At 38.5% G+C, this 11,342-nt stretch carries 10 protein-coding genes; 1 reads left to right on the top strand and 9 read right to left on the bottom strand.

Annotation, left to right across the window (positions count from 1 at the left end; translation table 11 throughout):
* Positions 1 to 95: 95 nt before the first annotated feature.
* The 3 genes from J7338_RS18825 to J7338_RS18835 form a co-directional block, all read right to left on the bottom strand.
* Entirely contained in the window at positions 96 to 1,874 is a 1,779-nt protein-coding gene (locus J7338_RS18825) for a phage tail sheath family protein (RefSeq protein ID WP_210798520.1), read from the bottom strand.
* Positions 1,875 to 2,237: 363 nt separating this feature from the next.
* Positions 2,238 to 2,636 carry a 3TM-type holin gene (locus tag J7338_RS18830; RefSeq protein ID WP_210798521.1) on the bottom strand — a complete coding sequence of 133 codons (399 nt, stop codon included), beginning with the start codon at positions 2,634 to 2,636 and terminating at the stop codon, positions 2,238 to 2,240.
* Between the two features lie 78 nt (positions 2,637 to 2,714).
* On the bottom strand, positions 2,715 to 3,068 hold the full coding sequence (locus J7338_RS18835; RefSeq protein WP_210798522.1) for a hypothetical protein: 354 nt from the start codon (positions 3,066 to 3,068) through the stop codon (positions 2,715 to 2,717).
* A gap of 570 nt (positions 3,069 to 3,638) precedes the next feature.
* Here J7338_RS18835 and J7338_RS18840 point away from each other — a divergent pair.
* Positions 3,639 to 3,812, top strand: coding sequence for a hypothetical protein (locus J7338_RS18840; RefSeq protein ID WP_210798523.1), 174 nt, complete (start codon positions 3,639 to 3,641; stop codon positions 3,810 to 3,812).
* Between the two features lie 155 nt (positions 3,813 to 3,967).
* Here the strand turns inward: J7338_RS18840 and J7338_RS18845 are convergent, their stop codons facing one another.
* From J7338_RS18845 to J7338_RS18870, 6 genes are all read right to left on the bottom strand, one after another.
* Positions 3,968 to 4,687 carry a prephenate dehydratase domain-containing protein gene (locus J7338_RS18845; protein WP_210798524.1) on the bottom strand — a complete coding sequence of 240 codons (720 nt, stop codon included), beginning with the start codon at positions 4,685 to 4,687 and terminating at the stop codon, positions 3,968 to 3,970.
* Between the two features lie 165 nt (positions 4,688 to 4,852).
* Positions 4,853 to 5,833, bottom strand: coding sequence for a transposase (locus J7338_RS18850; protein WP_210798525.1), 981 nt, complete (start codon positions 5,831 to 5,833; stop codon positions 4,853 to 4,855).
* 44 nt (positions 5,834 to 5,877) lie between these two features.
* Positions 5,878 to 6,528: a transposase gene (locus J7338_RS18855; protein ID WP_210798526.1), complete on the bottom strand. Its 651-nt coding sequence runs from the start codon at positions 6,526 to 6,528 to the stop codon at positions 5,878 to 5,880.
* A gap of 284 nt (positions 6,529 to 6,812) precedes the next feature.
* A complete protein-coding gene (locus J7338_RS18860) occupies positions 6,813 to 7,085 on the bottom strand; it encodes a hypothetical protein (protein ID WP_210798527.1) in 273 nt (90 codons plus the stop codon).
* 347 nt (positions 7,086 to 7,432) lie between these two features.
* Positions 7,433 to 10,057 carry an eCIS core domain-containing protein gene (locus J7338_RS18865; RefSeq protein WP_210798528.1) on the bottom strand — a complete coding sequence of 875 codons (2,625 nt, stop codon included), beginning with the start codon at positions 10,055 to 10,057 and terminating at the stop codon, positions 7,433 to 7,435.
* Between the two features lie 298 nt (positions 10,058 to 10,355).
* Positions 10,356 to 11,288, bottom strand: coding sequence for a hypothetical protein (locus J7338_RS18870; protein WP_210798529.1), 933 nt, complete (start codon positions 11,286 to 11,288; stop codon positions 10,356 to 10,358).
* Between the last annotated feature and the right edge of the window lie 54 nt (positions 11,289 to 11,342).

Raw genomic sequence — 11,342 nt, forward strand, 5'->3', positions numbered from 1 at the left:
GACCTAAGTTGCTAGCCAACTTAGGTATATAAAAAAGATTGGCCAAGAATTGAAATGCATTAACCACTCACCTTGACCAATCCAGGTCGGGTTTGTTAGCCTTCTAAACTTTTATGCGAGAAGGTGAGTACAATAAATTCAGCTGGGCGTACCGCCGCTAAACCGATTTCAATATTCATGATGCCGTTGTTAATGTCGTCTTCTGTCATGGTTTGACCAAGGCCTACGTTGACGAAAAACGCTTGAGCCGGTGATTCACCAAAGAACGCACCTTGACGCCATAAGTTTTCAAGGTAGCTTTCAATCATGGTTTTAAGCTTTAACCAAGTAAAAGGCGTGTTTGGCTCAAATACGGCAAATTGCGTGGCTTTTTGAATCGACTCTTCAACCATATTAAATAGGCGGCGAACGGAGACATAACGCCACTCATTATCGTTACCAGCAAGTGTACGTGCGCCCCACACTAAGGTGCCCTTACCTACAAAGGTACGAATAGCATTGATTGATTTACCCGAAGTGGCATCCACGTTGAGGTTTTCTTGTTCTGTGCTGTCTATCGCAAGTACAGGTGCAAGCACCTGAGATAGAGCGATGTTTGCAGGTGCCTTCCAAACACCTCTGTCTTTGTCGGTTTTCGCAATTATGCCAGCAATGGCCGGTGAAGGAGGAAGAACAAGGTAGTTTTTAGCTAATGCTGTTTTTGCGGCGTTATATACCTGCGCAGATGAAAATGGATAATCTGGATCACCAATCAAACTTAACGGATGATCAGACACTGTAATATCTGTTATATCCAGCTTGTCAGTTTCAAAATCAGCACCGTTAGCAACTAGTATCAGTTTTTTAGTAGTCTGATCAAATGTAACCTCTTTTAAACTAGTGAGTTCATAATACTTACTCTCTGCTGTTGATTTGATATACACGTCAGATTTAGTGCAATAATGTTTTTCAGCGTTTAAATCTTCATAGAAATAACCGTCTTCAATTACTTGCCAAGTAAGCTCTTCGATTGTTTTAGCATTTTCAAAGCCACCCGTAACGACATATAGTTCATAGTCTGTCTTATTGTTAACAATTACATTGGCTGTAACACTGGTTTTAACCATAACTATTGCTTCATTGTAACTGCGTGCCATAGTCGTTGTTAAATACGGATAATAAGAGGCGCCATATTGTAAGCCTTGCGTTACTTTGGCACGCAAACGTTCAGAGTCATGAGCAATTGTTGTTTTGCCGTCAGGTGTTTCTTGCATTTGTACATCAACTAATGCAAAACGGTCCATACGTTTTTCTGCATGTTTGAGAGCTTTATTTTGCACCTCATAATGGCCGGTTTCATTTAAGCCGATGGCTTCTGGTGCTGAAATAAGTGTTACTTCATCCACTTTATTAAGCAGTTCAATGCCTGCGGTATAATTTTCTTTCTTCGCAGCCACTCCAGCTACACCGATAGAGACCACATAACACGCACCACCGCCATTGGCAAAAAAGTGGCTCACCGCTTGGTGAAGAAAGAACTTTGCTGCTTCTAACTTTGCAGGCTCAGCTTCGATGCCGCCCTTATCGCTGTCATCTGGTTGTTTCCCTTCTATAGCTGCTACATTAGTAATATCATATCCCGTTGAGCTTGGCGTTAACGTAAAGCCTTCTTTATAAGGACCACCAAAGTTTGCTTCAAATTGCACCATGCTAGTGATACGTACCGGCATGTTTAAGAAGTTGGCTGCTGCACCTGCTGCATCTGCTGCACCTGCTTCGTTCAGCTTTGTCGTGTAGCCAATAAATGCTGGAATAGCCGTAGCCACTTCAGCAACCGACGGCGGTAGAATTGACTTTTCTCTAACGTAGACGTCAGGGGTTTTATATTGAGACATAGTATTTCCTTTAGTTAATAGAACGCATTCTTAAACGCCGAAATGGCAAGAATTTTGGATTGAGCACCAAGCAAGCCTTCTATCAATGCCTACCCACCAAATAAAAATGGATAAACGGATGGCGGGCCCTGCTTAGTGCTCAAAGACTTTATGGGTTACCCCACGGCTCCGCCTTATCAGTCACAACTGATGACGAAATGATTGAAATTTACTTAGAAGAGAACCTGAGTTACCTCACTGTCCGCCTCATCAGCCACATTAATAACGATGTTATTTGTATTGTGTTCAGAAGACGCTGATTGATAAAAAATGTGAAAACTAATTGAAGAAAAAGATAAGGTTTTGCATTACAGTAATTTATAGTTAACGAGAAACACCTTTGAGTTTCTCAACGGTTCGTAAACCCGCTAATCCCAACATAGCTAACGTTAGCTCCATCATTACATCAAGTGGCAATTGTGGGGTACCAATCTCAGGCCACAACCACTGTAATGTGGGGTTAATAACAAAGGCAAATAAAAAACCAAAGCCACACACCCACATTAAAAAAGGCCGAGCACCTGCCACAAATATACTGCGATGCGCTGCCTGTACTTGGTTAATTTTGTTTTGCACCAAATTGGGTTGTTGGGCGACGCGTTGTTTGAGTATTTCTAGATTCAGCGTTTCCTCATCGCTAGTGAATAGCTCATCAAGCAAAGACCCTATTGCAACAACTGGAGCCTGCGCATTTGAAGAAAATAAAGCGGATAACCACCCCATAAACATCTCCTTTTATATGTTCTTAACATGCATTTTTGCGTGCTACATGAAATATTATTAAGTCTGGCGAATTAAGCTCTAAGCCGTAGTGAGTTTACCTGACGCAACAACCTTTAAAGTATTGCCAAATTGATCTTTGAGTTCATCTGAGTTAACCAACACCTTGTTTGCCGCTTGTAATAACTTACTTGGCTTAGCGGCTAAGGTTATTTTGGCAACCCCTGTGATAGGCTTTTTGTCTGGCGTAGTACCGTTAAACTGAAAACTGGCTTCGGCTTGATAAATAGTCTTTTTACCTCCCACGGTCACTTTTGCATGGGGTTTGACCATGACTTGACCAACTAAAGCCCAAACACCTGCATCTGCACCAGTAAATGGGGTAGTGCCAGGAATGGCTTGAACTTCGCCCTCTAAGGCTGCGGGCTTTGACATTGCATAACTCCTAATACGGTAATTAGTTCACAGAAATCGTTCTGTTAATTAGGACGCTGACAGGTCAAATCTGTGAAAAATCACATCGACCAAGCCGAGCGCAATATAGGAAAATTCACTTTCAAAGTGGAGGAAAAAGGGGTCAGAGAAAAAAGGGGTCAGTTCACTTGCTTCATAATACTTTCAAAAATAACATCTATGAAAGAAAAAAGGGGTCAGTTCACTTGCTTCATAATACTTTCAATAGAAAAAAGGGGTCAGATCACTTGCTTCATAATACTTTCCAAGAAAAAAGGGGTCAGTTCACTTGCTTCATAATACTTTCAAATAACATCTAATTGTTGAAAAGAAAAAAGGGGTCAGTTCACTTGCTTCATAATACTTTCAAAAATAACATCTAACTGTTGAAGAAAAAAGGGGTCAGTTCACTTGCTTCATAAGAAAAGAAAAAAGGGGTCAGTTCACTTGCTTCATAATACTTTCAAAAATAACATCTAACTGTTGTGAAAACAGCTTCTCTTCTCGGTATATTTTCCTGTTATGGTGAGTAATAAAACTCACAGAGCCACGATGAGCAAGTTTAAATATTCTGCAATATTACTTAACTTTTCAGCCCAAACCTCTTTGCAAAAAATACATAGCGACTTAATTGCGGCCAATACTCCTTCTTCTCAACTAATATTGTTTCGGCTAATATTGCTTTATAATGAGTACGGCGCTTTAGATGGCTATATCGCTGAATAGAACTACCACTACTATATCGTAGGATCCGCATAAGGAAATATGCATAGGTTATTTAATCAAAGTGTCTGAAAAATACTTACCTAACGTGGCTTAATAGGTTTATATTGGGACCATTACAATACAATGTAGCCGCCCCAAATATAATAACTAGCCTTCTATTTTGAGTTAATCGCTAGCTTAAGCTCCTCTTTAGCCTTAGCAGTAGTAATTTTTGCTGTTCGCTTTTCAATTTGCATCAACAGAAACGTCGTTTTGTTATCCTTGTTATCTTGAATACCCTTTTCAACGACACTGAGATTAGTAAAAGTAGACGCTAAAGAACAAGATCCTATCGCGGCTGTGCCGGCCAACAATTGCTTTTGCGACACCATTCTTGCAGCAGCAGCTGTACCTTTAGGTACTTCTAACTCTATAATAGCCTTATTCTTTTTCCATTTATTAATTTGCTTTAGCGCTGCGGGGTGAGACGCCAACTGAGTGATTGTCTGATTACTTTCAAGCTCGTCTTTATTCATCAGAACACACATCTCAATCGGTATTGTGATAGCAGCAATGACCTTGCGAATTTTATACTGCTCAAGCGCCTCAACCGTTGCTTTAACTAAGCGCCCTTCAATGGTTGAGTTTTCCACAGCGCTAAATGCCAACGCGCTTTGCTGAGCAGCCAGCTGAAATGTGTTCGTCGGAGAACCAGCAAATACCACTTCATCCTTCAATGATGGCTCATTTAAAAACAACTGAGTAATAGCTGTATCGTTAAAGCTACCAGCAGAAGCCTGTACATACACTTTCGCCCAACTAGGTGTTGATGCCAAAGTTAAACTCGCTAATAACAACATTCTCAATTTATTTCTTAAATAAGTATCTTTTTTCATAAAATTACACCCGCGCCTTTTGCGTTTAGCCTATATAAGTTTGATATTCTATGTCTAACAGGCAACAAAAGCGAAAGATATTGAATGATTATCAAATGCGATGTTATTAACTAAATTCATTCCTGTGGTAATAGAAACACAAAAAATACACAATAAAACAAAGCGTTAAATCAGCTCCTTCATAATACTTTCAAAAATAGCATCTAATTGTTTTGAAAATTGCTTATCTTTTCTGCGCTTTTTCCTTATTTGATGAGTAATAAAACTCACTGAGCCACTATGACCAAGGTTAAAATACTCTGCAATATTACTTAACTTTTCAGCCAAAACCTCTTGGCAAAAATACATAGCAACTTTACGCCCTTCAAATCCTTTGCTTGGCCCTTTAAGTACACTGGTAATTTTAGATAGCGGGCAAGCATAATAATCAGCAACCGCCATGACCACCTCATTCATTGTGATATTCGGTTTTAGTTGCTGTAAAACCTCAGGCTCGGGGCTATTTATCAACTGAGTATTTTTCAGCCAACGTTTAAAACCATCACTGCCCAAAACCGATGCAATATTACCTTTGTCGTAAAAGTCAGTGAGTTCATCACTGCCACCCCTTAATACATAAGCTTTGTACTGCTTAAACTTGTGACGATGACCCAGCATTTGATAAGTAAAGTCGCGCGTAAGCCATTCTGGTGGTTTTACTTTCCCGGTATAAGCTGGGTAGCTCGACCAAGAATAGTGCGCTAAGTCATCCACCAGCGGCATGGTCATATCAATAGGATTGCGATGAATGTAGCGGCTTAATTGCAGCAGATACTCATCTTTCTCGACCAATATCGCTTTATACCTCCCACGAAATAATGGCCCATCGGTATGCTTCAACTTATTATATCGCTGAGTATACACCCCATTAATATGGCGCATAACACGACCTAAATTCGCTTTGGGTGTTTCAATCAACAGATGATAGTGGTTCGTCATAAGGCAATACGCATGAATAACGCAATCAAAGCGCGCTTGTGCCTCACCCAATGTTGTTAAAAAGGCTTGAAAGTATAATTCGTCATGAAAGGTATTTTGCCGTCCGCGCCCACGGTTCATAACATGATAAAAAGCATGTTCGTACTCAATTCGTTGTGGCCTTGGCATTGTGAACTACCTGTTTTAATAATACTACTTTGAAGGTAGTCGACTTATGTCATGAAGCAAGTGATTTGACCCCTTTTCTTTTTAAAACCATCACTACCCAAAACCGATGCAATATTACCTTTGTCGTAAAAGTCAGTGAGTTCATCACTGCTACCTCGTAACACATAAGCTTTGTACTGCTTAAACTTGTGACGATGACCCAGCATTTGATAAGTAAAGTCGCGCGTAAGCCATTCTGGTGGCTTTACTTTCCCGATATAAGCTGGGTAGCTCGACCAAGGATAGTGCGCTAAGTCATCCACCAGCGGCATGGTCATATCAATAGGATTGCGATGGATATAGCGGCTTAATTGCAGCAGATACTCATCTTTTTCGACCAATATCGCTTTATACCTCCCACGAAATAATGGCCCATCGGTATGCTTCAACTTATTATATCGCTGAGTATACACCCCATTAATATGGCGCATAACACGGCCTAAATTCGCTTTGGGTGTTTCAATCAACAGATGATAGTGGTTCGTCATAAGGCAATATGCATGAATAACGCAATCAAAGCGCGCTTGTGCCTCACCCAATGTTGTTAAAAAGGCTTGAAAGTATAATTCGTCGTGAAAGGTATTTTGCCGTCCGCGCCCACGGTTCATAACATGATAAAAAGCATGTTCGTACTCAATTCGTTGTGGCCTTGGCATTGTGAACTACCTGTTTTAATAATACTCCTTTGAAGGTAGTCGACTTATGTCATGAAGCAAGTGATTTGACCCCTTTTTCTTACTAGTGATTTGACCCCTTTTTATGTCATGAAGCAAGTGATTTGACCCCTTTTTCTACTCCTTTATGTCATGAAGCAAGTGATTTGACCCCTTTTTCTACTCCATAACATGATAAAAAGCATGTTCGTACTCAATTCGTTGTGGCCTTGGCATTGTGAACTACCTGTTTTTAATAATACTCCTTTGAAGGTAGTCGACTTATGTCATGAAGCAAGTGATTTGACCCCTTTTTTTACAAACTCGGTTAATGTTTTCCCATTTTGCCCTAAAATAACTCCTCTTTTAGATACATCAGCCGTCACATGTTTATACTCTTTCGATCTGTGAATCAGATTATTCCCAGCTCTTTCTCTGTTGTATTTGAGTTCGCTAACAGTATAGTCTTCCTCATTAACAGAAAAATTATACATAAGTTGTTTAACACGACCATCATCTTTAATCTTATTCTGTTTATCATGAATTCCTGATATCGGCACTCTTGCAGAAACATTATGAATAGACGAGTATTTTCTCTCCCCCCAGTCCTTCCCCTTTCAAAACTAAACTCGTGAGTTCTTTTATCTCCTATACTTTTTGAGTTTATATTGTTTTTTTTATGTCCAATAGGACCGGAAACCGCCATTCTTTTACTGTCTTTCTTCTGCAATGGTTCATACATATCTCAAACCTTTTTAATTGGGCTTTAACCATTGTTATAGGCTTTCTTTATTGCCTATAACAATGAGGCTAAAAAGCGTTTTAATGATTTTTAGGTTTTGTTATGGGCTTGATTTTGAGGGTATCATGATAGTGGTATTATACGCGCGACAGACAGTTATCAAACTCAAACAACGTCAAGGCATTCGAATTCAAATTTGTAGTTACTGCTATCCTTATTTTTATGGTTTACTACTTCGGTAGTCTTATGATTTGGTAACATCAGAATATTTGATAGAATGATCGTTATGTCGTATTTTTTTTCATCACTTAAATACACATTAATTTGGTCAACCACGTCACTTAAAGTAATTGTCTTTACCCATTCTGCAGATCTAAATTGTACACTTGGCTCCCACTTCGTTATATTGCCTTCGTTAATCACAGTATTTACATGATGATGACTCCCATTTGCAGTCCCTTTTTTGATGCCGATTTTCAAATCCCCTTTGTACCAATATCCTTGTCCAAGAGCACTCACTAAATATTTTTTATCTTCAATCAGCTTTCTTGTATATTCAAAAGATACAATGGCAGTCGAAAAATCATTTTTAAGATTAACAGGTGCCCCTGTATGCAAAATATATATTTCATCGAAATTAAAAATACTCTTATAATTATCGTTCGCTATAAACAATTCAATTACATAATTAACTTCAGCCTTCTCCTTATGTTTTGACATTAAAGGTATTGCACGGGTTTCATCCCATTGTAAAATCATTGCCATTGCCTGATGCATCAAAGGTTGGCCTAGTTTGCTAAACCCCGATAGCACATGATTTGTTTTGTCATTTCCTATTTTATCAAGCAGATCAAAGTTCTCTTTACGATCAATGAAGAAGCGTAATAAATTTACTGCCTCAATTTGCTTGAACTCTTCAGCAGGTAAGTTAGTAGTCCGTAGAACTTTTTCTACATCTTTATTCGACCATAAATTAGGTTGAGATAGAAACCAAATGGCAACATTCTTTTCAGAGTCTGTTTCGATTAATTTTTTAATGTCCCTTTCATTCGGTTTTTTTAGTATTGATGCTTTTAACGTATTGATAAGACCCTCTGGGCTAAATTGCTTCATGCCTTTTTCTCTATCATCAGGATTGTATGCAACTCCATAATCTGGTGCAAAATCCATTATTTCATGCAAGGTATGATACGGTATGTTGATGTGGTCATAATCTTTTCTCCAGTAAGCCATTATGGCCCATGCTATAGCTGATATTTCTTCTGTAGTACCTCCTGCTTTTTGAGTCATAGCCATCATCCTGGCAGCAGAAAAGGAATGCCTACCATACATCGGGATCCCGTTTTTTCGGGCGTATTTATATGACGGATGATTCTCTTCATCACTTACCCTAACCCGGTCATCTTTGTTCGCAACACCATTAGGCATGAACTCGGGTTTTATGAGACCTCCACCATCTTTTTGGCCATTATGCATAATAGTACTTTCTGGTCTATCATAATCTACTCGTTTTGGTTTACCATCAAAGTCTAATACAGTTGCATGCGGATCCTTAAGATCAATCTTATCATTCTCCATAAAATAGTGCATAAGGTCGTGCAAGGTTCCAGTCTTTTCTTCGAAGGAATAGTTTTCCGGATTTTTTAGTACATCGTCATATTTATTTGGGAGATCATGCCCTGGACGAGGATTGTTCTTGAAGTAATTTTGGTAAATGTTCCATCGCTTCTTCTTAGGTCCTTTGCCCGTTTTTTGTGGATTATCAATTTCTTTCATTATATCAGCCGCTTTCCCATCAGCATCAATCCATTGCTTAATTTTAATAAGAATGGAATTCAGATGATGATCAATAGCATCACTTTTATGAATATCTTCTGCTAGTTCTTTCTCTCTATGTCTTGCTGCTTTGGCCTTTACCCATCCGTGTAAGGCAAAAGCTAACTCTTTATGCGTATTATAAGCTCTCGCCTGATATTTTCTGCCAAAATCCACATTTTTACTATCGGCTTTATCTCCGGGCTTGTCTTCTATCCATTTTTTTAATTGTCGCCTTAATTTACCCCCGTCATCAGCTCTAATATCATCAATAACTTTTTTCTCATATTCATTCGCATCGTTTAGTTTGGACAACATTTCAAGGGCAATTTGAGTTATTAATTTGTTCAAAGCCAGAACATGGTCACCACCAGGGTTACCAACAACTTCTTCCTTGTACTTTTTTGTATAGTCCGTATTGTCAACTATTAAATATCTTTGAATCAAAGGCTTACTTCCATATTGAACAGAAACAGAAGTCGGTTGTTTCGCTGCAGATGTACCACATTGCAGTGCTTTAGACCCCATAGTATCTGCCTCATACTCAAGCCCTATATCATCATTTACATTGACTTGACCTTTCAATTGCTTGGTTGGTTTAACCCTACCTTGTTTTTGTTGAACAACGTGCCACGCTTCATGAGGCAAATGTTTCTCTTGTCCTACCCCTAAATGGATCTCAGTCCCTCGCGCATAAGCATGGGCTTGTAATTGAGCAGGTTTATCAGAGTTATAATGTACCTTTACGTCATCCATTGAGTAACCAGAAAGGTTTTCAATGCCAGATTTTAACTTATCAGGCAAACCAGTATTATTAGCGCTTTGTGCCTTATAGCCGCTTTGGCCCGACACGTATCGGCCCGCACGGGTATAAGTTCTCAATTGGGTAGGTTTTGTTGGTGAATGACTGGATGTTATCGCCGGACGCTTTGTAATACCTTTATTTTCTTTTGACTTTTCCTTTTGTTCATACATATCTCAAACCTTTTAAAATTGGATTTTATTCATTGTTATAGGCTTTCTTCTGTTGCCTATAACAATTTGGCTAAAAGACGTTTTTAATGGATTTTAGGTTTTGTTATGGGCTAAGATGGAGGTGTTCTTGCGATGGGAATTTTGTAGCTTAAAGGCAGCGAAAAAAGTATTATGAAGCAACAGACTTAACCCATTCATTGGTTTGTCCTTGTTATTTAAAATAATTATCTTTATGATAGTGGTTAATTCATTGATTAAGACTCAATCACTATAAATTCCAATTGACAAATACCGACAATCAATCATTGGCCTTTTTTTTCAATTCATCTTCCATGTTCGCTTTTCCTAACTCTCCAATTGCCTTTAATCTATTTTTTAACTTTCCAGGCACATCATCTGGTTGCTTTAATTTATATTTTAGATATTTATTGTACTCTTCAAGATCAGTCAGTTCATATTTCGGTGATTCGAACCATATTTCATTTTTAAACATTTTTATATCGCTAATATGGTTTTCCCCCACTTTCCAAAGCATAATTTTTCCAGAATTTTTATTGGCTGCCTTATGCATTGCCATGCTTCGCCTTCGTACTAATGATCTAAAGTTTTCCTTGCTTTCGAGTTTTACTACATCAAGGAGAGCCTCCCTCAGTTGCCACAGCCTTTTTCCTTGCCTATTAAATTTTCCCTTATCAGCTTTCATTCGCATATAACTTTTAGTTATTTCAGCTATTTTTATAGCTATTGCCACAGGTGGTTCTGGTAACCCTTTTTCACCTACAACCACATTTTCTTGGAAGTTATAATTCCAATTAATAAATTCGATTTCTAATTCTCCTATCAGATTTTCTCCATTCTCGATAACTATGTTCAGACCTTCAGGGGTGGCTGGAACCTTATCATTTTGAAGATCACTTATATGCTGATCATACTCCATTAACCGATTGATCATTCTTAAATGTGTTGGATCACCTATTTCCTTGCCGCCCATGTCATTTCTAAGCAGCTCATTTTCCAGTCTGTAAACACCTTTATCACTGGTCTCTCTTGCCCAAATACCAAACTCTTTACTTCGGCGTTTCTCTGATTCATCATGGTCTTCCCCAACTAAATTCAGCTTACTTGGATTAATTTTTAGTTGTATGGGTTTATTCGACAATTTTTTTCTTTTAGTAATAGAGTCGTTTATGGGACTACATTTTTTGTCTTTTTTTTGTAATGCGGCATACATATCTTAAACCTTATTTAAATTGGATTTTAGAGAATATTATAGGCTTGATCTTGA

It is taken from the genome of Pseudoalteromonas ostreae (assembly GCF_018069805.1).
Classification (GTDB): Bacteria; Pseudomonadota; Gammaproteobacteria; order Enterobacterales; family Alteromonadaceae; genus Pseudoalteromonas; species Pseudoalteromonas ostreae.